Source organism: Paenibacillus sp. Root52 (assembly GCF_001426865.1).
In the GTDB taxonomy this organism is placed as follows: Bacteria; Bacillota; Bacilli; order Paenibacillales; family Paenibacillaceae; genus Paenibacillus.
Genome location: NZ_LMFO01000029.1, coordinates 343,546 through 365,498 on the forward strand (window position 1 = coordinate 343,546; position 21,953 = coordinate 365,498).

At 44.7% G+C, this 21,953-nt stretch carries 24 protein-coding genes and 1 other annotated feature; of the genes, 15 read left to right on the top strand and 9 right to left on the bottom strand.

The features are described 5' to 3' along the window. Positions 1-58 precede the first annotated feature (58 nt). From ASD24_RS22560 to ASD24_RS22585, 6 genes are all read left to right on the top strand, one after another. Positions 59-397 (top strand): four-helix bundle copper-binding protein, encoded by a 339-nt coding sequence (locus ASD24_RS22560; protein WP_056700743.1) that lies wholly within the window; start codon positions 59-61, stop codon positions 395-397. A gap of 249 nt (positions 398-646) precedes the next feature. Continuing rightward, positions 647-931, top strand: a binding site (T-box leader). Positions 932-1,000: 69 nt separating this feature from the next. Continuing rightward, positions 1,001-2,728 (top strand): arginine--tRNA ligase, encoded by a 1,728-nt coding sequence (argS, locus tag ASD24_RS22565; RefSeq protein ID WP_056700744.1) that lies wholly within the window; start codon positions 1,001-1,003, stop codon positions 2,726-2,728. A gap of 91 nt (positions 2,729-2,819) precedes the next feature. After that, a complete protein-coding gene (locus ASD24_RS22570; protein ID WP_162248968.1) occupies positions 2,820-3,824 on the top strand; it encodes an ATP-binding cassette domain-containing protein in 1,005 nt (334 codons plus the stop codon). Continuing rightward, a complete protein-coding gene (locus ASD24_RS22575) occupies positions 3,821-4,531 on the top strand; it encodes a hypothetical protein (protein ID WP_056700748.1) in 711 nt (236 codons plus the stop codon). Before ASD24_RS22570 ends, ASD24_RS22575 begins: the two co-directional genes overlap by 4 nt. Before the next feature lie 101 nt (positions 4,532-4,632). After that, entirely contained in the window at positions 4,633-5,184 is a 552-nt protein-coding gene (locus ASD24_RS22580; protein WP_056700750.1) for a hypothetical protein, read from the top strand. Continuing rightward, a complete protein-coding gene (locus tag ASD24_RS22585) occupies positions 5,181-5,825 on the top strand; it encodes a YdcF family protein (protein WP_082560506.1) in 645 nt (214 codons plus the stop codon). The genes ASD24_RS22580 and ASD24_RS22585 overlap by 4 nt, the downstream gene beginning before the upstream one ends. Positions 5,826-5,890: 65 nt before the next feature. Here ASD24_RS22585 and ASD24_RS30795 read toward each other — a convergent pair whose 3' ends face one another. The 5 genes from ASD24_RS30795 to ASD24_RS22605 form a co-directional block, all read right to left on the bottom strand. Beyond that, positions 5,891-6,064, bottom strand: a complete 174-nt coding sequence (locus tag ASD24_RS30795; protein ID WP_200956186.1) for a hypothetical protein — start codon at positions 6,062-6,064, stop codon at positions 5,891-5,893. Positions 6,065-6,079: 15 nt separating this feature from the next. Then, positions 6,080-6,874 (bottom strand): DUF4097 family beta strand repeat-containing protein, encoded by a 795-nt coding sequence (locus ASD24_RS22590; protein WP_056700753.1) that lies wholly within the window; start codon positions 6,872-6,874, stop codon positions 6,080-6,082. After that, complete coding sequence (locus ASD24_RS22595) at positions 6,864-7,565, bottom strand: TetR/AcrR family transcriptional regulator (RefSeq protein ID WP_056700755.1); 702 nt, start codon at positions 7,563-7,565, stop codon at positions 6,864-6,866. Before ASD24_RS22595 ends, ASD24_RS22590 begins: the two co-directional genes overlap by 11 nt. Positions 7,566-7,775: 210 nt before the next feature. Beyond that, positions 7,776-9,863, bottom strand: a complete 2,088-nt coding sequence (locus ASD24_RS22600; protein WP_056700757.1) for an ABC transporter ATP-binding protein — start codon at positions 9,861-9,863, stop codon at positions 7,776-7,778. A gap of 12 nt (positions 9,864-9,875) precedes the next feature. Beyond that, positions 9,876-11,621: an ABC transporter ATP-binding protein gene (locus ASD24_RS22605; protein ID WP_056700759.1), complete on the bottom strand. Its 1,746-nt coding sequence runs from the start codon at positions 11,619-11,621 to the stop codon at positions 9,876-9,878. Positions 11,622-12,262: 641 nt separating this feature from the next. On the opposite strand from ASD24_RS22605, the gene ASD24_RS22610 reads away from it, so the two are divergent. After that, positions 12,263-12,559, top strand: coding sequence for a HesB/YadR/YfhF family protein (locus ASD24_RS22610; protein WP_056700762.1), 297 nt, complete (start codon positions 12,263-12,265; stop codon positions 12,557-12,559). Between the two features lie 118 nt (positions 12,560-12,677). Then, positions 12,678-13,130 (top strand): NUDIX domain-containing protein, encoded by a 453-nt coding sequence (locus ASD24_RS22615; protein WP_056700764.1) that lies wholly within the window; start codon positions 12,678-12,680, stop codon positions 13,128-13,130. Positions 13,131-13,358: 228 nt separating this feature from the next. On the opposite strand, the gene ASD24_RS22620 is transcribed toward ASD24_RS22615, so the two are convergent. The 3 genes from ASD24_RS22620 to ASD24_RS22630 all read right to left on the bottom strand — a co-directional run bounded on the left by ASD24_RS22620 (position 13,359) and on the right by ASD24_RS22630 (position 15,493). Then, complete coding sequence (locus ASD24_RS22620; protein ID WP_056700766.1) at positions 13,359-13,871, bottom strand: hypothetical protein; 513 nt, start codon at positions 13,869-13,871, stop codon at positions 13,359-13,361. A 174-nt stretch (positions 13,872-14,045) separates the two neighbouring features. After that, positions 14,046-14,489 (bottom strand): DUF441 domain-containing protein, encoded by a 444-nt coding sequence (locus ASD24_RS22625; RefSeq protein WP_056700767.1) that lies wholly within the window; start codon positions 14,487-14,489, stop codon positions 14,046-14,048. Between the two features lie 5 nt (positions 14,490-14,494). Continuing rightward, positions 14,495-15,493, bottom strand: coding sequence for a YpdA family putative bacillithiol disulfide reductase (locus ASD24_RS22630; protein WP_056700769.1), 999 nt, complete (start codon positions 15,491-15,493; stop codon positions 14,495-14,497). 187 nt (positions 15,494-15,680) lie between these two features. On the opposite strand from ASD24_RS22630, the gene ASD24_RS22635 reads away from it, so the two are divergent. The 6 genes from ASD24_RS22635 to ASD24_RS30800 all read left to right on the top strand — a co-directional run bounded on the left by ASD24_RS22635 (position 15,681) and on the right by ASD24_RS30800 (position 20,844). Then, entirely contained in the window at positions 15,681-16,274 is a 594-nt protein-coding gene (locus ASD24_RS22635) for a DUF2087 domain-containing protein (RefSeq protein ID WP_056700772.1), read from the top strand. A 450-nt stretch (positions 16,275-16,724) separates the two neighbouring features. Further along, the gene (rsgA, locus tag ASD24_RS22640) at positions 16,725-17,816 is read left to right on the top strand and encodes a ribosome small subunit-dependent GTPase A (protein WP_235540753.1); all 1,092 of its coding nucleotides are present in this window, start codon (positions 16,725-16,727) and stop codon (positions 17,814-17,816) included. A 57-nt stretch (positions 17,817-17,873) separates the two neighbouring features. Then, complete coding sequence (locus tag ASD24_RS22645) at positions 17,874-18,212, top strand: L,D-transpeptidase (protein ID WP_056700775.1); 339 nt, start codon at positions 17,874-17,876, stop codon at positions 18,210-18,212. Positions 18,213-18,272: 60 nt separating this feature from the next. Further along, positions 18,273-18,812: a GNAT family N-acetyltransferase gene (locus ASD24_RS22650; RefSeq protein ID WP_056700777.1), complete on the top strand. Its 540-nt coding sequence runs from the start codon at positions 18,273-18,275 to the stop codon at positions 18,810-18,812. A 163-nt stretch (positions 18,813-18,975) separates the two neighbouring features. Then, positions 18,976-20,457, top strand: a complete 1,482-nt coding sequence (locus ASD24_RS22655) for an aldehyde dehydrogenase family protein (protein WP_056700780.1) — start codon at positions 18,976-18,978, stop codon at positions 20,455-20,457. A 234-nt stretch (positions 20,458-20,691) separates the two neighbouring features. Next, on the top strand, positions 20,692-20,844 hold the full coding sequence (locus ASD24_RS30800; RefSeq protein WP_186380865.1) for a hypothetical protein: 153 nt from the start codon (positions 20,692-20,694) through the stop codon (positions 20,842-20,844). Between the two features lie 129 nt (positions 20,845-20,973). Here ASD24_RS30800 and ASD24_RS31125 read toward each other — a convergent pair whose 3' ends face one another. Then, the gene (locus ASD24_RS31125; protein ID WP_082560509.1) at positions 20,974-21,213 is read right to left on the bottom strand and encodes a hypothetical protein; all 240 of its coding nucleotides are present in this window, start codon (positions 21,211-21,213) and stop codon (positions 20,974-20,976) included. A 419-nt stretch (positions 21,214-21,632) separates the two neighbouring features. Between ASD24_RS31125 and ASD24_RS22665 the strand changes: the two genes are divergently transcribed. Then, positions 21,633-21,953 carry a hypothetical protein gene (locus tag ASD24_RS22665; protein ID WP_056700783.1) on the top strand — a complete coding sequence of 107 codons (321 nt, stop codon included), beginning with the start codon at positions 21,633-21,635 and terminating at the stop codon, positions 21,951-21,953.

Consider the following 21,953-nt stretch of genomic DNA (forward strand, 5'->3'; position numbering starts at 1 on the left):
GGTCCTCCAGGCTGGGTATTAAGAAGCATAGGAAACTTTGCCTGGGAGGTAACTTTAAATGACACAACAACAAATTCAACAATGTATTGATGCTTGCTTGGAGTCCATGAATGCTTGCAACGTAAGTTACATATCAAGCTTAAAAGAATATGATCTAGCCATGTTGCGTGATTGCATTCGTTTGAGTCGAGAATGTGCAGAGATCTGTGGGTTTGCTGCACAAGCGATGACACGTGGAAGTGATTTTATCGCTGAGATTTGCGATTTATGTGTAAAAGCATGTGAAGCCTGCGCGGCGGAATGTGAGAAGCATAGACATGATCATTGCCAAGCCTGCGCGGAAGCTTGCCGTAAATGCGCAGAGGCGTGCCGCATGATGGCGGTAGTCGTGGCATAATGGTACGTGAATATATAGCAGATTAGCCTAGTCCCCTTAAAGCAAATAACGTTTGCAGAGCATCTATGTAGATGTGTAATCTCTTAAGGGGATTTTTGATGAGAAACGTTGAAATTTTGTAGACCCATTATGCATCTAGAGCATCAGTCGTACGAGATTGTACAACGAAGATAAAGTATTGGAAGTAAGGTTTACCAGTTGCCAAAGCAGGTCTCAGTCTGTATAATGATGGCAATGAATTGAAACTTACCAATATCTGTGATCAGGAGAGTAACCAGACCCATACATGACAGCGAGCCGGAGCGGGTGGAAGCCGGTATGAAATGATCTGTGTGAAACGCACCTGTGAGATGGTTGTCCGAAGTGATGTTTACATGTCTGCAGTATTGTAACTCATCAGTGTGAGGGTAATCCGGCTTGCGACCGTTAATCGCACCGAGCGGAACAGTAGTAGGACGAATCATTCGTGTACCTAGATACTGTTCACTTAGAGTGGTACCGCGGGAACTGTGAATAATAGCTCTCGTCTCTTGTTATAGGAGACGAGGGCTTTTTTTGTTTTGTAATTTACGTATATTTATTAATGATCAAGGAGTGTTTTATATGTTGAAAAAGCAGGCCGCTTCACATATTGCCCCCTTAGCAGGGCTCGAAGAAGCAGAGGTATTCAAGCTTTTGGAAGTACCGCCGCAACAGGAGATGGGGGATATTGCGTTTCCGTGTTTTGTGTTAGCTAAGTCGTTGAAAAAGGCTCCCGTAGCCATCGCAACGGAGATTGCGAGTGCATTGCAATCGGATATTCTGGAGGCTGTTCCAGCAGGGCCGTATGTCAACATCCGATTTAAACGGGAAAAGCTGGCAGCGGAGCTGCTCCAGGAGTTGGGGCAGCCTGGATTTGGCAAACTTGAGGAAGGTAATGCTGCTCGTGTTGTGATTGATATGTCCTCTCCCAATATTGCCAAACCGTTTGGCGTCGGACACCTGCGTTCAACGGTCATTGGCGCTGCGTTATATCGTCTGTATAATGAAGCGGGTTATACCGCGGTGAGTGTTAATCATTTGGGGGACTGGGGTACCCAGTTTGGTAAACAGATTGCGGCTTACAAACGGTGGGGAAACGATGCCGCATTACAGGCAGAACCAATCCGCACTTCGCTTGAATTATATGTTCGTTTTCACGATGAGGCTGAACATGATCCCTCTTTGGAGATTGAGGCAAGAGATTGGTTCCGCAAGCTTGAGCAAGGGGATGAAGAAGCTAAGCAGCTATGGGCTTTTTTCGTTGAAGTAAGCATGAAGGAATTCGATCGAATGTATGAGCGGTTAAACGTTCAATTTGACCACACGCTTGGTGAGAGCTTTTACAACGATAAGATGGGTGCAGTTGTAGATGAACTCCGAGCGAAAGGATTGCTGGAAGAGAGTGATGGAGCACTTGTGGTGCGCCTGGAAGAAGAGAATATGCCACCTTGCTTAATTATCAAAAAAGACGGAACAACGATCTATCCAACAAGGGACTTAGCCACGGCAATATATCGGCATGATGTAATGAAAGCAGACAAGATGTTGTATGTGGTCGGAGGTGAGCAGAAGCTGCACTTCAATCAGGTGTTCGCGGTGTTATCCCGAATGGGTCATGACTGGTCTGTGAATTGTGAGCATATTCCGTTCGGTCTCATGCGTTTCGAAGGACGGAAAATGTCTACTCGTCGTGGTAAGGTCGTCTTTTTACAAGAAGTATTAGATGAAGCGGTCTCCCGTGCAATGCAGATCATACAGGAGAAGAACCCCAACCTGCCTAATCCGCAGGAGGTGGCGGAGGCAGTGGGTGTAGGGGCAATCGTATTTGGAGATCTAAGCAACAATCGTCTGAATGATATCGATTTTTCGTTGGAAGATGCGGTGAGCTTTGAAGGTGAGACGGGTCCTTATGTGCAATATGCCTATGCTCGAATTAAAAGTGTGCTGGCTAAGGCGAGAGAAGTTGCCGAAGTGGAGAAAGGTCTTGAAGAGGAGCTAACAACGATTGATCGCGAGAACAACAGCACGAAGCAGAAAGTAACCACGAGTGAACCAACTTGGGCGTTGTTAAAACTGCTGGCTCATTATCCTGAATATTTGAGCAAAGCCGTGCAACGCAATGAGCCTTCCGTCATTGCCAAATATGCAATTGATGTTGCACAGGCATTTAACCGGTTCTATCATGCAGAACGGATCGCAGATGCACCACTGGAAGAAAGAGCTTTCCGGTTAACGTTAACCGAACGTACGGCAGAACGTTTGGCACACAGTTTGAACTTGCTAGGTGTAAAAGCACCAGAACGGATGTGATAATTTGGTGGGTTGGAGGACAAATACACGTTATAAGAACACAACCAACGTAGAGGAAAAGCAGACATATCATTCAGGAGCCGAAGGGGTTTTGCTTCAACAGGTAAGTAAACGTCTGGGCTCAGTTCAGGTGTTGAGAGAGATTAGTTTCCATGTAGCTGTAGGGGAGTGTGCTGTGTTAGTTGGTAGAAATGGTTCAGGCAAAAGCTCACTCCTACGAATGTTAGCAGGAATGATCCTGCCGAATTCGGGAAGCATGCAATCTTCCTTTAAGGGTCGAACAATGCTCGCCATTGATGGGCTTCCTAAGCTCCCCTTTACGGCTAAAGAGTACCTCATGATAATGGGAAGGATTCATGGCATTCGCTCCGCTGTGCTAGAACAGCGCATCAAACAATGGAGCGAACGATTATACCTGGGTGCAGCGATTGATCAGCAGCTCCCCCTGTTGTCTAAGGGCACGCTTCAGAAGGTAAACTTAATTCAATCGCTGCTGCCAGGTCCAGGTGGACTTATCCTGCTGGATGAACCGTTGTCCGGCCTGGATCATGCGGCACAGGAAGCCATCGTATCACTGTTACAACAATGGAAAGAACAAGGGACAACGATTATAACGGCTTGTCATGAACCCTTAATCATAGAACGTATGGCAGATCATGTGATCGTTCTGCAACATGGACAAATTCTTCGTCATTGGAGACAGTCCGATTTGGAATGCATTGGTCAACCTGACATGCGAATCCAGAGTTTAATGAGCCATGCGGTAGATTCGGGACAAGTAAATCAGATTGCGAACGCTACTGGACAACTAGATGTTCGATCAGTTCATAGCTCTCGTGCAGAACGACATGAGGATATCGTACATAACGAATGGGTGTGGGATTGGAGAGTAAGTCGCAGCTCTGCAGACCAGATCATTGCACAGATTGTTGCTTCAGGTGGTTCCATCGTATCTGTTCAGCAGGATAAGAGTTTAATTCAGATGGAACGTTTGTTAGAAGGGGACTCACCTACCCAAGCGATAGCAGATGAAAAGGATACTTTATCTCTTGATGCTCCATCCGCTGCATCTGTTGTTAAGGAGGATGCGCAATGAAGTATTTAATCAAGTACTTGTTACAACAGAACATTCGTTCACAGAAATACCTCTCACCTGTCGTGTTTTATACGATCGTTATGTTGCTTATATACTCATATAAACCTAATCCAGTAGCGGATAGTTATGGGGTAACAGCCATGCTGCTCTTTTTTGGATCAGCCTGGTTAGGTCTAACTGTTATGAACGCCGAACCCCCGGGTCAGATCCAATTATTGGTGCTCCATACGGGAAGTAGGCGAAAGGTAGCTATTGGGCAATTGGTCTGTGCAGCGGTTATGCAATTGGCCATGACCTTGATTACAATTGTATATCCTATCATTACTGGCATGTTTGAGAGGCAGCCGACCACCTATGAATGGATCGTTGCTTGGTGTGGACATCTTGTGTTAGCACTGCTTGGCCTTAGCATCAGTGTTTTCTTTCAGAACGCATACATATCTCGGCTCAGCTGGAGCTTACCCATCTTCATCGTTGTATTACTATCATCATTCGTACAAGTATCGTTATCGGAGCGATTACCCGAATCACTTCAATGGATATCGTACATACTACCACCCGCTTTCTACCTTGTTCAAAAGATGATGTTGTTTGATGGGGGCGGTTTAGGTCAGATTGTTCTGGTCTGCACATGGTCGGCAGTATATGCAATGTTGCTCTTGAGTACTCATATTTGGCTATCTGGTAGAAGGGATCTACGGAGTTAGAAGCCGTCCTCACCGTTAACTTGAATGTTAGTCCCGGTTTGGTTACGATAGAGGGACATGATAATGGAGTAACATTTACGGAGATGAGGGGGCGCTCGCTTATGCACAACACAGGCATGAAGAATGGTGACATGCTGGACAGCGAACACTCCAGAGAATTGTTTGCTTATTACGGGTTAGCGGTTTATTATGGACAGTCCCTTGAACAGCAGTTGGTTAATCTGATCTTATTAATGAAATTATCGCAGGGTAAAGTGATGACAGATGAAGATCTGGAGGATCTATACGAGCGGAAAATGAGCAGTTCATTGGGGCAGCTTATCCACGAAGTTCGCCATCACTTTACGTTCTCGGATGACGAGACCCGGCAATTAAACGAACTATGGCAACAACGCAATAGTATCGTGCATCATTATTTCAAGGAACGAATCCATGAGACATTTAGCCCTGAAGGGCGATCAAGGATGATAAGTGAATTAGAGGATTTTAAGAACCGTGCGCAAGAACTTGAAATGACCCTGCAGATTTACACGGCTGCATGGATTGCCCAACTTGGTCTGGATGCGGAGTCTGCCGCAGCATTGCAACGGCTTGAACGTATGCATGAGGAGAGCGTGCATTGTCGTTCAACCGAAGAGGATGAGGCATTGTGACAAGAGGAATGTCAGACAAGAGGAAGCTAAAGTCGAAGCGAATGATACTAATCTTCTTGGCATCCATCGTTGGTGGTGGATTCGTATGGGCTTTTATCACGGCTATGCTTATCACGACGTATAGCGAGCAGGCATCAACACGTATTTCGGATGCGGCTATTATACTTGGCGCAGCAGTGGTAGGAAATGAACCTTCACCGGTATTTCGCGAACGTATTGAACACGCCATACTGTTGTATCATCAGGGTGCAGTAAGTCAATTGCTGTTCACGGGTGGTGCAGGCAGTGTGGAGCAGCGTTCGGAAGCTGAGGTTGGACGTGATTATGCCATAGCACATGGAGTGAATCCAGCAGATATTCAGCTTGAGACACAATCACGCATTACAGAGGAGAACTTTAAGTATTCAATCGGTGTCGGAGAGCGAGCGGGCTTCCACACGTATACGATTGTAACTGATCCTTTACATATGAAACGAGCGATGATGCTTGCCAGCGGTTTGGGCATGGATGTTGTGCCTTCTCCAACACTTACGACAGCTTACCAGACGTGGCGCAGCAAGCTTCCTTTTCTATTGCGAGAGACGATTCTATACATGGGATATGTATGCAAAGGTTGGATAGACAATCCGCAGCAGCCATAAGGCTTTTGCGGATTGTTTTTATTTTCCCATATAAGTATGACTGTTTGGACAAGTACAATTGGCATTCAGGTTCCTGGATAATTAATCGCCGCACTGATCAGAGCTGCTACGCTAAACCCGATAAGCCACCATGGCCAACGAACCTTACGTTGTCTTCGAGTAGCTTGGTTTAAACCTACGAGTCCAGACAACAATACGATAATAGCTAAGGAAGTACCCACAATCCAACCGATGATCATAACCGTTTCCTCCTTCTATAGCGAATGGGGTGAATACGTACCTATGGTGAATCGTCCACCTCGAACTTGTGCGTGAATAGGGACGGATGCATTCCCATAGATGTGCTCTCCACGATCCAATTGAAGGGGGAACTCACTCTGTAATGTGCCTCCGACATGCTTACACTGCAATCGGAATCCTTCGTTTGGGTTAGGAATTCGTAGATTCACACTACATCCGGTAGCTATGCTATTCACCGATTGTGGCATCGTGGCTGAATGAATGGAGAGTGTTCTGCCCGTCGTACTGGATTGAATATGGGAGAACTGACCTGTTAGCTGAATGAGTGAAGATGTCCCCTTAATATCTACGTTTTCCGCAGTTAAATTCTGTGATTTTATATGGCTGCCCACCATGCGTAAACTGAGCTGTTGTGTATAACCGGAGATATGCAGCTGTCCGGATGTACACCTACACTCGCAGTGGTTGATTTGAGCATCTTCTACAATAAACCGCGTACCTACACCTCGAATGTATACTTGTTCCAGTGTAGATGGAGGGAGTCCAATGGCTAACGATGTACGCTGAAAGTGAATTCCGATTGGAAACGACTTCGAACGTCCGTCACCAATATGAAGTGAACCTTGGTGGTAACGGGTTGTGAAGCATCGCTTACTTGGAAAATGCACAGATGCTCGCTGAATAATTCGAACATGCTGTTCGGTACTCTGGTATAAGTGTACTTCACCTTGCATCCAGTCGAGCGAGAGGGAAAGAACAGGCTCTTGAACAAGCCATTCTTTGCGAATGATATGTGTGTTAATTTTCATTGGATGCATCTCTTGTATGTTGCTGAGTACCCTTAACGGAATAGTTATAAGCCCCCATCTCGTTATGTTGGTGGATAATCTGATCAATTAACGTGTTAGTAACGATCGGAACACCGATGGTGTGCATCATATGTTGCAAGAAGTGTAAACGCTCCTTTGTCTCCTCAGGTGTTCGGCTGAATAAGGTTGGATTAATCCAAATATTGATCAACATCAGAAAAATTTCCGCACAGGCTTCAGGATTTCCTGTAGTGATCGAGCCGTCTGTAACGCCTTCGCGCATGATTGCAGCTATGATCGGGGCATCAATTTGAACCGTTTGCTGAATGCCTTTGACGATAAATAATGGATTTTTGATTTGGGTTAACAGCACTCGATCTAAGGAGTGTACCTGTTGATTAGAGACAATGCGTTCTAGTATATAGACCAATTTGTCCTTGGCTGAGATTGCGTTAGCATTCTCCACAAGTTGATCCAACATTTGAGCTGCAAAAGCAAACTGTCTCTCCATAACCGCATCAAGGATCTCTTCTTTGGATTTGAAATGATGATAGACCGCACCTTTGGACATGCCTAAATGATCAATAATGTCCTGAATACTCGACTTCTCATAGCCTTTCTCGGTGAATAATTGTGCTGATACGGTAAGGATGTGTTCTAGCGTCTGTTCAGGGAATTTGTTTCTAGCCATAACTGTCTCCTCCTTTTGATACCGACCGTTGGTATGTATAATACGAGAAGAAGCTGATATTGTCAATAAGAGGAAATTGTAACAGAGAGAAAAGCTTTAAAAAAACCGATGCATATCAACAGATGGGGTGTCTGCGAGATACATCGGTTTATTTTCGTACACATTGTAGAATCATTTTAGCTTAGATGTAAACCAACATGATCCTTTACTTTAGGCATTGCCTCCAGCGAAGGAGGATGTGCGTATTGCTTCAGGGGCTGTGCTGTGAGCTTGATCAGCATGAACAGACTGAGCACCTTGTTGCAGTTGATACATCTGATAGTATCGACCTTGGAGTGCCATTAACTCATCATGTGCTCCTTGTTCAACAATTCGTCCACGATGCAGTACCAGAATCTGATCTGCTGAGCGAATTGTAGAGAGACGATGGGCGATGATGAAGGTTGTACGTCCTTTTTTGAGTACTTCGAGCGCATTTTGAATCAAGGCTTCGGTTTCGGTATCAATATTGGCTGTAGCTTCATCCAAAATAAGAATGGCTGGATCAAATGCCAGCGCACGGGCAAAGGAAATCAGTTGACGTTGCCCAGCAGACAGCGTGCTTCCTTTTTCAATAACCGGTTCATCGAAACCTTGAGGCAAATGGGCTAGAATACGTTCTGCTCCTACGTCACGAAGTGCCTTTTCAATCTGTTGACGAGTAATCTTCTGATCCCCGAGGCTGACGTTAGAGGCAATCGTTCCGGTGAATAGATAAGGATCCTGTAATACAATTCCCATATGTTCACGAATCCACTGTTTGGGCAGATCCTTCACGTTTTGTCCATCGATGGTAATCTTACCTTTTTGCGGGTCGTAGAATCGGAATAGCAGATTGATAATGGAGCTTTTGCCTGAACCGGTATGACCCACCAACGCAACCGTTTGACCTTGTGAAGCCTGGAACGAGATATTGTTTAACACAAAGTCTTTGTTGTAGGCAAAGGATACGTCATCAAAGACAACATTTCCTTTGTATCTTGGCATTGAACCATCGGTAACGGCTTCTCCCTTCTCATCCATCAGTTCGAATACACGTCCAGCAGATACGAGAGAGGAGTCCAGGTTCGCCAGCTGATTTACCATACCTGTAATCGGCTGGAACAGACGACCGAGTACATCCACGAATGCGTACAATACACCTAACGAGATGATACTGGTGCCATCCAGCACACTTGATCCGAAATACCACAGGACAACCGCAAAAGCGATATTCCGCAATACGTTAACCAGATTGTGTGAGGTAAAGGCGTTCAGGTTAAGCATTTTGTTCTGATGTTTCATATAGTCATCATTCAGATCTTCGAATTCCTGTTTGGTTTGTTTTTGATAGCGGAATACGCGGATGATGGACATCCCTTGAATGGACTCGTTAATGATCGCATTAATCTCGCTGAGTCGTGAACGAATGATCGTATTGTAGCGAGTAGCGAATTTACGATATAGCACAATCCAAGCAATAAGCATAGGAACAACGAACAAGGAGATGAGACCAAGACGAACATCGAGCAGGAAGAGCGCGACATACACCCCTGCGATCGTAATTATTCCCGAGAAGAAGTTCGACAGTACTGCAACAAACAGATCTTTAACGGCCTCTGTATCGTTGGTCACTCGTGAGACGACTTTACCTGCAGGCAGATTGTCAAAGAAATTGACGGGCAGACGCTGAATGTGAGCATACACATCATTGCGAAGTCGTTGAATGACCTTATTGGCGGACGATTGCAGCCAGTAGGTTTTACCAAATTCCATAATGACCGAGATGACAAGAAAAATCATGTAATATACGATCAATTGATAGATGCTTGGCATTTCGGGTTTGTAAAAAGCAAACAGTTCTCCAGCCGACAGAGGCACTGCCGCATATTGACCGGTGACTTCACCTGCACGGGTTACCGTCAGGGTGCCATCGGCGTAAGATCGGTCTCCGTCAGGTGTGCTCACCGGTTCATTTACAAAATAAAAGCTACGTCCCGCTTGCAGTATGCGTACCTCGGCGCCTTTACTTTCCGCTGGTTCGAATAATCCTTCGCGTTTGTAATTCTTTCCTTGATAAACCGCCGCATCTTCTGAAGCAGATGTCTCATAGAAGGGCTGTTCAATGGCTAACAAATGATTGTCGATCATATTTTTGGCGATAAATGGGCCGGCGAGCTCTGCCGCAACACCGATCGTAAGCATAATTAATGCGGCTATAAAAGTGCCTTTGGCTTTTAAGGCGTATTGTAATAGCCGTTTGCCTGTATTCGATTTCAATGCATTGACCTCCTACGTGGACAGATTGGACTCCACCTGTTGCCGTTCATATTGTTCACGGTACCAACCGTTCATGGCAAGTAGTTCCTGATGGGTTCCTTCTTCCGTAATTTTCCCGTGCTCAAGTACAATGATTCGGTCAGCATGTTCGATAGCGGACAGGCGATGAGTCGAGATCAACGTTGTTTTACCCGAGCGTTTGTTGCGTATATTTTCAATGATTTTAGCTTCGGTTCTGGCATCAACTGCGGAAAGGGCATCATCCAGAATAAGAATATCCGGGTCCGAGATGAACGCACGAGCGAGGGATACCCGCTGCTTTTGTCCACCAGATAGAGCAATACCTTTTTCTCCAACGAGTGTATCGAGTCCGTCAGACAATGTTCCAAGATCTCCGTCAAAAGCAGCTGTACGAATCGCTTCCATGATGACATCATCACTTGCACCAGGTTTACCAAACTGAATGTTTTGACGAACCGATTTGGAGAATAGCACTTGTTCCTGCGGCACGTATCCAATCCAGCTATGCAAGTCGTCTTTGGCAATTTCCTGAATCGGGTGACCCGATATGCTTAGCTTACCTGATCCAGCAGGGTATTCGTGTAGCAACTGCTTCAGCAGCGTGGACTTACCACTACCTGTGCGACCGACAATGCCAAGCGTCTGACCGCGGCGTAGTGAAAAGTTAATATGGCTAAGATTGTCTACTGTAGAACTAGGATAACGGAACGTAACATCTTGCATGACGATCTCTTCCGGGTTCGAAATGTGAGCGGGTTGTTCAACATCTTGAACAGCGGGTTCCACCGATAATGTCTCGTTGACCCGATCAAGGGAGGCACTACCACGCTGCATCAGATTAATTAACTCCCCAATGGCGAACATCGGCCAAATCATCATCCCCAGGTACATATTGAATGATACGAGATCCCCCAGAGTGATTTCATTGTGGAACACAAGATATATGCCGTAAGCAAGCGCAATGACATAACTAAGTCCAACGCAAAGTCGGATTGTAGGTTCAAACAATGCATCCATCCGTGCGACAGCTAGATTTTTGCGGTACACGTCTTCGGTAACATCGGCAAAACGCTTCTCATCTAGACGCTCCTGAACATACGCGCGTACTACCCGAATTCCCGCAATGGATTCAAGTACTTGGTCGTTCATATCACCGAAGGCATCTTGAGCGAGTGTATAGCGCTGATGCACGGCTTTACCGTAGATCATCATAGCGATGGCAATAAAAGGAAGGGGCAGAATGGCTGCCAGAGTCAGCTTCCAGCTAACTAGAAAACCCATAGCGAGTAATACCGTTGCCAAGAAAGCAGTCGAGTCCGTTAACGTAAGCATGCCGAAGCCTGCTGTGGTTGCAATCGAACGAAGATCGTTGGTAGCACGAGCCATAAGGTCGCCTGTTCTGTTCTTTTCAAAAAAGGGGGGTGTCATCCGTAACAGATGATCCATGAAACGTGAACGCAATAGACGTTCTACCAAGTTAGCTCCGCCAAATAATTTGTGCATCCATATGTACGTGATTAGATAGATAATAACGACGGTTCCTAAAATAAGTAAAATGTAGGTGGTAAGTGATGCTCCTGTAATGGACCCACGTACAATCTCGTCAATCGCATTACCGAGAAGACGAGGGGGCAGGAGTTCTGCGACACCTACAAGAATGAGCAAAATGACACCAATCAGGTATCTTTTGCGCTCTAGCCGGAAAAACCAGGCTAGGTTTTTGAGTACTGAGAACAAGTGCTATCCCATCCTTTCCATATCTGTGAAATACATTATCGTTCATATGCTTACTTGTGACCACAAAAAAAGACACACCGCACGCAGGCGGTATGTCTTAGGTATCATTCATACGGCAGCATGGCTCCGAGAGCAGAGCCACCACCGTACATAATTATATTGTGAGTTCACAACATAGTATATCTGATCAACAGATTGCTATGATGCAGAAATTATGAACGAAATAATGATTTCGGGGCTGCTCCGGTATTCAGTTGTAAGTTAGTTAGAACAAACATATCTCTATTAAACACCGTAATCACCCTTTCTTTTTTTGGGAATAAATTCAATGTGAATCTCGTATGTTTGCATCTTAACACCGCATTTTGCAATCTGTCAAACTTTTTTCACAAATGAGCAATGTCTGGTTTAGAGAAGCCAGGAATGGAGTAACGGGTCGTGAAGTAATATGGCTTTATACGACTGTTGTCCTATATTGCAAAATACAGTTATGGTCTCACCTTTTCATTTTATGTTCCATGAAGTAAATTTATTTCCTGAAAATTGTTCGTTATTGGGTAATTTGTTCTGTTGTACAGTTTGTATTCCGACCATTCTAGCGATATGATGTAACATATATATAGAGAAGGAGCTGACACCACATGAGTACCATACATGTAACTGACCGCGCTGCGCGCTGGTACAAGGAAGAGCTTAATTTGAACGATGGCGATAGCATTCGTTTTTTTGCCCGTTATAGCTCAGGCGGAGGTCTTCATCCCGGCTTTTCGTTAGGTATCGCTGTTGAGGAACCAAGACATCCTGCCGAGCAAATAGAAGCATCCGGTATTCACTTTTTCATGGAGGATCACGATTATTGGTATCTAAAAGGTCATGAGCTTCATGTGGATGTTGTTGATGAAGGTCAAGATATTGAATACCGATACACTGAAGTATAATCCCTTACTCATAGATACACGCCTTTAGAACGTTCCGTAAGTTGGAGAGAACTGTGTTGCACTGATCTGACTATAGATCTAAGCCGTCTCTTCGGCTTGGAACAGGAGGGGATAAATATTGAATCCGCCAGCCCGAGATTTGGCTCAGTATATTGCTAACCGAGCGTTTATCGTCGTAAAGGCTGCTATATGGGCCGAGAACGAACATGGTGAAGTGTTATTGATCCAGCACGCAGACCACAGCCATTGGCGAATTCCGGCAGGACAGATGCGTCCGGGAGAATCGATTGAAGAGACTGCTCATCGAGAGCTGTGGGAGGAGACTGGCTGGACTACAGATCATATGGTGTTAGAAGGTCTCCATTCAGGGCCAGAGCTGAGACAGCTTCATACGAGCGGGGATGAAGACTATTATGTGATCGCCCTGTTTCGAACTCGAATCATCCAAGATGACCTCGTAGAGTCTCGTGTGAATAGTGAAGCAGGTCTGAAGTTTTTTCACACCGAATCTCTTCCTGTCCTCAATGAGTTTACCCAAATGTTGTTGGCACGCTCCTACCAGAAAGATTGACCCAGGCATATACGAAGTACAAATAAAGCAAAAACCGAGTACAAACCGAGCTCAAATAATTACAAACCAAGTGCGAACGAAGTACAAATGAAGTACAAATGAAGTACAGACCTGAATAATGATAAAAGCCTCCCGACAGGGAGGCTTTTGTGTTTTATAATCATTCATGCAATGCCAACTAAGAATGTTCTCAGCGGGTACACATCCACAATAATCAATATACAATGCTTACACCTGATCAAGTGACTCCTCATCCATTGCAAAGTCAAAGTCGTCAATATCATAAACTTGAACCGGAGCTGAGGATTCAATGATGCGAGCAATCAATTCGACTTGATCCGTAAGGATAGGAATGCTCAAACGTTGTGAAGTGAGTATTAATTCCGTCTCGATTGGGTCGAAATACTCGCCATACTGAGCCGTATCAACAGCGTTAATAATAGCAATGGAGACTTGATCACCGAACAGAATCGATGGACTTTTGGCCCATGGAGTAAGTAGCGCACGTTCTATTTTTTTCTTATTTAACGGTTCCTCAAAATAAGAAATCATCTCGTTAATTTTGGTCTTCACATGTTGATCATCCGCAGGGTTACCCATCAGAGGATCGCTGCTGGCTTGAAACTCGTATAATTCAAGGATGGTGGTGTATGGAACAATATATTCAATAGACGCGGGTGATGCGAGCAATTGACCATAAATAGCCACCATCACGGCTTCTGTAACAAACTGACGTGACATGATTCCTGAATCCTCCTGCGGCCATTATAGTTGCGAGGTGAATCAATGTTGAATGTTAGACGAACAAAAATCAAATTGATGTCTCCGCTATGGACTCGTGATATGAATAGAAGTATATCATACAACGGTGGGAATTACAGCCAGTTGACAGAAGGGAGTCAAGTCCAAATTCAATCAGGATTTGCCCAAAAGCAAGGATAAAATGCCTGCTGCAATAAGTGGACCTACGGGTACACCTTTGAACAAGGCAACTCCTAATACAGTACCGATAAGAAGTCCAGCGACGACAGTGGGCTGCGTACTCATCAATGTAGCACCTCTACCACCGAGGTAAGCAACAAGCAACCCAACACCAATGGCAAGTAGTGACTTCCAGTGCAGGAAGGACTCCCCGATGGTCTGCAAGCTTATTTTACCGCTCGCAAGTGGAGCCATTACTCCAATGGTTAGGATGATGATCCCAATGGTCAGCCCATACTTCTCAAGCCAAGGAAATGCTTGATGCAGATTCAATACACGTAGCAATAATAGAAATACCATAGCTACAGCCACTGGAGTATTACTGCTGATGATGCCAAGCGCGGCGAATCCGAGTAACAGCAGCGAAGTTATATCCATTGATTTCATTTCCCTTCGGAAAGTTTACGATTCTTGCTCACAATATGTTCCGCAATGTATTTTCCGTGCCAGCGCCCAGATTCAATAAATACTTCATTGGCATTACGACCTGATGCAATAACACCGCCCACATAAATGCCGGGAACACTACTTTCCATCGTTTGGGGATCATACTTGGGTTTATCCATATCTTCGGACATTTCCACCCCTACAGAAGTGAGCAGTTTACGATCGGGACGGAAACCAGTCATGGCTAATACAAAATCATTTTCCAATTCGCTGGTTGTTCCGTCATGATGCAATAGACGAACAGAATCATCCAAAATTTCATCAACACGTGAATTGAGATGTAAGGTAATCCGTCCTTTTTGAACCATGCTCTCAAATAATGGACGTACCCAAGATTTAATATGTTCAGACAATCCGCTTCCACGGTAGACCATATCAATATGAGCACCTACACGAACGAGTTCCATCGCGGCATCTACGGCAGAATTGCTTCCTCCGATAATGGCAACACGGGTCTGAGCGTAAGGGTGGGCTTCACGGAAATAATGCGTAACCTTATCTTTGTCTTCACCCGGAATGCCGAGGTAGTTAGGATGATCGAAATAACCTGTAGCTACAACGATATTACGTCCCTCATGAATAACAGTCTGCCCACGTCGGTTCATCGTATGTACTTCGAACGTTCCATCGTCCTTACACTTGATTGAGTGAGCTTCCTCATAGTTATGAACACGAAGGTTAAAATGTTCAGCGACTTTGCGATAATAGGCAAGGGCCTCATAACGAAACGGCTTGTCGTTAGGCGTGCTAAACGGAACATTTCCGATCTCAAGCAACTCAGCCGTGCTAAAAAATTGCATATGGGTTGGATACAAATAGATGGATTGTACAATGTTGTACTTTTCTACGATTACAGCAGATAATCCCAACCGTTCACATTCGATGGCAGCAGATAGACCACAGGGTCCTCCACCGATAATAATGACATCTTCCATGTTCTTACTCCTCCTTAAATTCAGCAATATAATCCTACCGTAAATAACACTCTAATGCCAGCGTAAGGAGGTATATAGGCTGAACTGCCACGCAAAAATAAAGGATTTGACTTTAATTGGACAAAAGATTAACATCAAATTAGATAATCATCTAATCTATTGAGATTGAAATGGAGCTGAATCATTCATGCAGTTGGAGAAAATAGTGGCTTATCACAAAGCATTAGCTGATCCAACCCGACTTCGCATGCTGTTGTTGTTATCCCAAGGAGAATTGCACGGACAGGCTCTCGCTGAGCGGTTGAACTTGTCCCAGCCAACGGTGACACATCACGCATCGAAACTACGAGAAGCTGCACTCATTAAAGAAAGAAGAGAGAAGAACATTGTATATTTCTCCTTAAATCCTTCTTTCATTCGTGAGCATGCACAAGCTTCCGTTGATTTTATTTTTAAAAGTAAGGAGGTTACTGAGATGAGTGAGGTCAACGAAACGCTAAAAGCATCCGTGATGCGGAATTTTTTCTCCAAGGATGGGCGAATTCGCCAAATTCCAGCGCAATATAAGAAAAAGCTGATTGTTCTTGGTCATTTGGCCGAGCAACTTGAATTCGGACGCAAGTATACGGAGAAGGAAATCAATGCTTTCATTCAAAATTATCATGAGGATTTCGCGACGATCCGGCGTGAGTTCATCATGCACCAGTTCATGTATCGTGAAGACGGAGTTTACGAACTGAATCCAAAAGAAATGTGGACACGTTGGGATCAAGTTAAATAATTGGTCTTGACAACAATTCAGTCAGGTGTGTAATATGTTGGATAAATCTACAAGGGAGGCGATGTAATATGACAAACTTAATGGCACTATACGTTAATTTGAATATGAACAGCGTCTCCGGAACGGATCAGAGCGTATAATTATACAACCACAGGACAGTTATGTCTGTTATGAGGGTATGTATTATTGCATGCAACAATGAAGCCACGGGTGACGTACCTGTGGCTTTTTTTGTTGCTATTAGGAATGTTCTTTTATTGCGGGTGGGGGGTCTTAACATAAGAGCCTCTGAATCTTACCCTATGAAAGTCATTCTCTAATTCATTCAACAATGATTTGCCGCGGGTGCTTGAGACTCGTGGTTTTTATTTTGGATACCGAACCGGGGCACATAGGTCAATCTGTCGTTATGTCCGAATCACATTATCATTTTTGGGAGGAAAGACGAATTTGAATAAACATTTGGAAGAGTATGGATGGTCTACACATTGGCAAGAGCTATGGATAACGTTAGACATGAATCATGCCGAGAGGAAACCAGCCAGAATCATCGCAGATCATGGACATTTACTACGAATAATGACTGCGGATGGTGAAGGCTGGGGAAGATCAACAGGCCGATTACGCCGCGAGCATGTAGAGACTGGTACAGGTCTTACTGTAGGGGATTGGGTTGAGGTTTCGGGTCAGGCGGGTGATGAGGCGATGATTCACAGTATGTTGCCGAGACGAAGCAGAGTATCTAGACAGGCTGCGGGAAACGTAACGAAAGAACAACTGATTGCGGCTAATGTGGATACATTGCTAATTGTCGCAGCGCTTAACTATGATTTTAATCTCCGACGGCTGGAACGTTATATGATTATGGCTTGGAATGGAGGCGTTAGACCTGTTATCGTGCTGAGTAAAAGCGATCTTTGCTCTAATATAGAAGAACAGATGGCACTCGTGGAAGGCATTGCCCCAGGTGTTGAAGTCATCGCCTTGTCGGCAGTGCAGGATCAGGGGAAAGAACAGCTTGAACGATATTTGCAACCTGGCATGACCGTTGCTTTGACGGGTTCTTCAGGGAGCGGTAAGTCGACCTTGGTCAATTGGTTACTCGGCGAGAATGTACAGCTTACTCAATCTGTCAGGGAGGCAGACAGTCGAGGCAGACACACAACGACACATCGTGAGATGTTTGTATTACCTCAAGGAGCGGTATTGATTGACACACCAGGAATGCGGGAGCTTAACTTGTGGGAGGAAGGCGATCAGGGATTAGCACTAGCATTTGGTGAAATTGAGCAGTTGGCTACTTCGTGCAAGTTTCATAACTGCAGTCATTCTCGTGAGTCTGGCTGCGCTGTAAGAGAGGCGATACAGAACCGCGCGTTAGAGGGGAAAAGACTTGATAATTATCTGAAAATGCAGAAGGAATTGCAATTTCAGCAGCGTAAGGAGCTTCAGGCTTCGAAACGTCGAACAGCAACGAGCAAGCCAGTGAACAATCGCAAACCGAAGCATGCCCGAAGCATCAGAGAGTGGGATGAAGCTTGAAATCAGGCGGGCATCTGTGATGAGATTGGCATAGGATAGGTCAGGAGGGATGTTAGTATGCCGGATTACAACATCATTGTTGACCTATCAGACCATATGTTATATCTACTGGATGGCAACCAAGTGGTTAAAGGATATCCTGTGGCGACAGGGAAGATGCTCACTCAAACCCCAAGTGGAGAGTTTACGATCATTAATAAACAATCGAATCCTGGAGGACCATTTGGTGTACTGTGGATGGGGTTATCTGCACCTCATTACGGCATACATGGAACCAATGAACCCTCGTCTATAGGAAAATCTGTTTCACATGGTTGCATCCGGATGTATAACTCAGATGTGTTGGATCTTTCTTCCAAAGTATCTGTAGGCACCAAGGTAAAGATCCGGCCCTAGGGTCGGATTTTTTATAACGTTAATGGTATCTTCACCCTCAATGAGAAGGAGGAAATGATTATGCAGATTAGACAAGCCCGTGAAGGGGATGCAAAAGCTATCGCTTATGTACATACCGAGAGTTGGAAGACCACTTACCGGGGGATCATACCCGATGAATTTTTGGATCATTTGACTACAGAAGCAAGAGTACCTCAGTGGGAGCAGATGATTCGTTCTAGCGAAAAGGAGCAGATTCTGTTGGTAGCCGAACAAGCGGATGGGAAAATTGTCGGATTTGCCTGTGGGGGTAGAGAGCGAGAAGGCAAGTTGCCTTATGATGGGGAGATTTATGCGATCTATTTACTGCAAGCTGCACAGGGACAGAGAATTGGAACAATGCTTGCTAATCAAGTTGTCCAATATCTTCATACACTAAAACTGCGGAGCCTACTGATCTGGGCGTTGGAGAAGAATCCAGCTTGTCGTTTCTATGAGCAGATGGGTGGTACCTTAGTTCATAGCCAGACGTTATCTGTCAGTGGTGAGAATCAGCTCGAAGTTGCCTATGGGTGGCAAGACTTGCAGCTTTTTGGAAAGAGGTCACAAAGCCAGGAATGATCGTATCATCACGAGGTTTAACGGACGGGTATGCGCTCGCACGAGTTGTCCTGTATAGGTCAGAGAGATCTAAATTAACGTTTGCGTAATCCTTAACAAGGTTAATGATGTACTACACTGCATGATAAGTAAACATGATTTCTTGATTAGGAGGCGTATTCAGATGACTTTAATGGACACGAAGCAAACATGGACTAAACAATATATTAATGGCGAATGGATCGAAGGCTCCGGTGAGAAAACCATGGAGAATATTAATCCGTATACAGGAGAAGTTATCGCCACTTGGCGGTCATCTAATAAAGAAGACATCGATCGTTCATATGAAGCTGCCGAGAAGGGATCGGTGGAATGGAGTCAGACATTACCTAGTCAAAAAGAAGAAATTCTGCGCAAGGTATCCATGCTGATGGTTGAGCGCAAAGATGAAATTATTCAGTTGCTCATTACTGAATCCGGAAGTACTCGGATCAAAGCTGAAGCGGAGTTCGCTGCGGCCAAGCGCATCGTAGACGAATCTGCATCTTTCCCTTATCGAATGAAAGGGGAGATACTACCTTCTAATACAGCTGGCAAAGAGAACCGAGTTGTGCGTGAACCCAAAGGAGTAATTGGGGTGATCGGGCCGTGGAATTTTCCGCTACATCTATGCTTGCGTTCAGTTGCACCTGCCATTGCACTAGGTAATGGTGTTGTGATTAAGCCGGCTTCTGATACACCCATTACTGCAGGCTGGCTAATCGCAGATTTATTTGATCAAGCCGGATTGCCAAAAGGTGTACTGCATGTCGTTGCAGGAAGCGGAAGTGAGATTGGAGACCACTTCGTTGCTCATCCAATTCCAAAAGTCATTTCATTTACAGGATCAACAGAAGTCGGACAAGGCATCGGTAAATTAGCTGGCGAGCATCTGAAAGAAACGGCGCTGGAATTAGGCGGTAACAATGCGATGGTTGTGCTGGAGGATGCGGATATTGAACGAGCATCAGAGGCCGCAGTATTTGGAAAGTTTCTGCATCAAGGGCAGATTTGTATGGCGCTGAACCGTATTATCGTTCATACCGATATTTATGACTCTTTTGTAGATGCATTTGTTGCCAAAGTAAAACAAATTCAAGCGGGGGATCCAGCAGATTCCAATACACTTGTAGGGCCGCTTATCCGTGAAAAAGAAGTAGAACGTCTGCTTGAACTTGTGAAGAACGCAGAAGAGGCGGGAGCCCGGTTGTTGCTTGGTGGATCAAGCAAAGGCAGTGTGTTACAGCCGACAGTGCTGGCTGACGTGAAGCCTGAGCAGGAGATTGTGCAACAGGAATTGTTTGGCCCGGTTGCTGTCTTAATGCGAGCAAAGGATGAGGCTGAAGCTGTTCGTTTAGCCAACGATACGCCATACGGCTTGAGTGGTTCGGTATTTACGACGAATCTGGAGAGAGGTTATCAAGTTGCTAAACGCATCGAATCAGGCATGGTTCATGTCAATGACCAGTCCGTAAACGACGAGGCTCATGTTATGTTTGGTGGAGAGAAATCTTCAGGCATTGGCCGATTCGGCGGCGACTGGGCGATAGAGAAGTTCACGCGCACCCGCTGGATTAGTTTACAGCATCAATATCGCACGTATCCTGGTGTGAGTGATGTCGACTAAAGGTCTACAGGACATAAACCGATTGCAGGATGAGACCTTGTTCGCTTGAAATCGACAATAACAAGCAAAAGCCCGTTTTTACCTTTAAGGACGGGCTTTTGCACGTTTTTACATACCCTAAAAAGCATGTGAAAAAAAACGGTGAAAATGGGTTTGGGGAAGTCTGGATATGGTTATTTATGGATACACGGAAGAACAGATCCGTAAAATCCAAGGTAAAGGGGCTTGAATTTCATGTCCATTGACCGTTTTATTCTGAGGAAACTGAATTCATGTCAAGAAGAACATACACGGGCTAACCTAGTGCGATTGTTTGTCATTCGAATTCATAAAGCGGAGGTTGCAGAAGGTAGTGAGACCGGCTATAGCGTGAGCCGAGTAAATTAACCAATAGATAAGATTGTGCTTCAACATAAAAAAGGAAGCATGTCCTTAGTGGCAGCTTCCTTTTTCTTATAGTTCGTATAGAACGAGTGACGCAGCATTTCATTATAGATGAATTCACGTGGACTCGACTTAATATAAAGACAAGGCCAGAGAGTCATTTTCACTGCGACTGTGGAGAATGGCTTCTCCATTAACAATCTCAATACTAATCAAAGAGTGCAAACATTTTTGTAAAGCTCGTTTACCGTTGCTAATTTTGTGCTCTAGAGCACTGCTAAGCAATCTTAATGTCTTTTGCACAGGTTGTTTGTTTTCTTGATTAAAATATACAGGGATTGATTTGTTTTGAAAAGTTATTAGTGTTCTCACTTGAAATCACCTCACGGAGTTATTTCATACAGGTAATATTAAATACCAATGCTTAAAATTACCTTAAAATCAGCTTATGAAAACATAAAGGTGATGAATGTTTGAAAAGTGTTCACAATTCAATTGTGGGCGAAGGAATAAACGGATAGGTAATAAAGTTTTATTCCCATTTAAATGGTAGAAAACAAACGATTTTCGCATCCTCGCAAATTGAAAACGTAAGTCTGCCTCCAAAGTTCTGAGACCAAGGGACGATATTTTAATATAAACGTGGGTCATATGTAACAAAATTACAGATAGTACATTGCAAACAAAGGGGTTATGTAAGAAAATAAGGGTTGAAACCGTGTTTCATCCGCTTTTTTTTGATTTAATCTGACATTAGGACAATTTACATATGAGACTATGGGAGGGATTTGATGATTCTTACCGTGTATTCCGGCCGGGAGGAAGGCGAATGGTTCGACATTGAAGTCCCGGATGAATGTACGATTGAACATTTGAAAACATTGCTTGGCGTCCGTATATTTGGACAGGCGCCTGGGGATGGCATTCAATATATCCTTGAAGCTAAGTTTCCAGAGGGGCTGTGGTTCTCACCGCAGAATAGTCAGCAACTAATGGAAACGGGGCTAAGACAGGGTAGCTGTGTGCGAATTCAACGTGCGTTCTCAACGACGTTAGAAGAAGCGCCGGTATACGGAAGACGCTCACTGTTCCAACAGGACAGCAACGAATGA

What these genes read in the sequence shown, in the direction of transcription:
- ASD24_RS22560 (WP_056700743.1), top strand. Translation starts at nt 59, where the DNA reads ATGACACAACAACAAATTCAACAATGTATTGATGCTTGCTTGGAGTCC.
- argS (WP_056700744.1), top strand. Translation starts at nt 1,001, where the DNA reads ATGTTGAAAAAGCAGGCCGCTTCACATATTGCCCCCTTAGCAGGGCTC.
- ASD24_RS22575 (WP_056700748.1), top strand. Translation starts at nt 3,821, where the DNA reads ATGAAGTATTTAATCAAGTACTTGTTACAACAGAACATTCGTTCACAG.
- ASD24_RS22580 (WP_056700750.1), top strand. Translation starts at nt 4,633, where the DNA reads ATGCACAACACAGGCATGAAGAATGGTGACATGCTGGACAGCGAACAC.
- ASD24_RS30795 (WP_200956186.1), bottom strand. Translation starts at nt 6,064, where the DNA reads ATGATCATCGGTTGGATTGTGGGTACTTCCTTAGCTATTATCGTATTG.
- ASD24_RS22590 (WP_056700753.1), bottom strand. Translation starts at nt 6,874, where the DNA reads ATGAAAATTAACACACATATCATTCGCAAAGAATGGCTTGTTCAAGAG.
- ASD24_RS22595 (WP_056700755.1), bottom strand. Translation starts at nt 7,565, where the DNA reads ATGGCTAGAAACAAATTCCCTGAACAGACGCTAGAACACATCCTTACC.
- ASD24_RS22610 (WP_056700762.1), top strand. Translation starts at nt 12,263, where the DNA reads ATGAGTACCATACATGTAACTGACCGCGCTGCGCGCTGGTACAAGGAA.
- ASD24_RS22620 (WP_056700766.1), bottom strand. Translation starts at nt 13,871, where the DNA reads ATGTCACGTCAGTTTGTTACAGAAGCCGTGATGGTGGCTATTTATGGT.
- ASD24_RS22625 (WP_056700767.1), bottom strand. Translation starts at nt 14,489, where the DNA reads ATGGATATAACTTCGCTGCTGTTACTCGGATTCGCCGCGCTTGGCATC.
- ASD24_RS22630 (WP_056700769.1), bottom strand. Translation starts at nt 15,493, where the DNA reads ATGGAAGATGTCATTATTATCGGTGGAGGACCCTGTGGTCTATCTGCT.
- ASD24_RS22635 (WP_056700772.1), top strand. Translation starts at nt 15,681, where the DNA reads ATGCAGTTGGAGAAAATAGTGGCTTATCACAAAGCATTAGCTGATCCA.
- ASD24_RS22645 (WP_056700775.1), top strand. Translation starts at nt 17,874, where the DNA reads ATGCCGGATTACAACATCATTGTTGACCTATCAGACCATATGTTATAT.
- ASD24_RS22650 (WP_056700777.1), top strand. Translation starts at nt 18,273, where the DNA reads ATGCAGATTAGACAAGCCCGTGAAGGGGATGCAAAAGCTATCGCTTAT.
- ASD24_RS22655 (WP_056700780.1), top strand. Translation starts at nt 18,976, where the DNA reads ATGACTTTAATGGACACGAAGCAAACATGGACTAAACAATATATTAAT.
- ASD24_RS30800 (WP_186380865.1), top strand. Translation starts at nt 20,692, where the DNA reads ATGTCCATTGACCGTTTTATTCTGAGGAAACTGAATTCATGTCAAGAA.
- ASD24_RS22665 (WP_056700783.1), top strand. Translation starts at nt 21,633, where the DNA reads ATGATTCTTACCGTGTATTCCGGCCGGGAGGAAGGCGAATGGTTCGAC.